A 361-nucleotide genomic window follows, 5' to 3' on the forward strand; every position below is an offset into this window, starting at 1 on the left:
CTTTTAAAGCTTCATTATAATCAGGATAAGTTTCTAAAGGAGGTAAAGCTAAATTTGGATTTTCTTTTATTTTTTCTTCATAGGCTTTTTGTTCAAATTTATGTTTATCTTTTATATATGATAATACATAAGGCATTCTTATATATCCTAATATACTTTTTGAATTTTCTATCAAAGTTTGTCCTAGTTTATAAGATAAATGGTTTTGTATACGAGCTTTAGCTGAATTAGCTTGAATAAAAGTAATTTTAGGATTTATTATACTCATTTTTATACCCAAAGATTTAGCAAGTTTTTTACTTTCTAATTTTTTAATAATTAAATCTTGTTCTAGATTGGCTAATTCTAAACGTTGTTTTTT

The 361-nt window shown here is 23.0% G+C and carries 1 pseudogene; it reads right to left on the bottom strand.

The annotated features are described in order from the left end of the window. A pseudogene (locus AJN64_RS00010) lies at window positions 1-361 on the bottom strand (sugar transferase); the annotation flags it as partial.

The sequence above is a fragment of the Campylobacter sp. BCW_4332 genome, from assembly GCF_001763175.1.
GTDB classification, from domain to species: domain Bacteria; phylum Campylobacterota; class Campylobacteria; order Campylobacterales; family Campylobacteraceae; genus Campylobacter_D; species Campylobacter_D jejuni.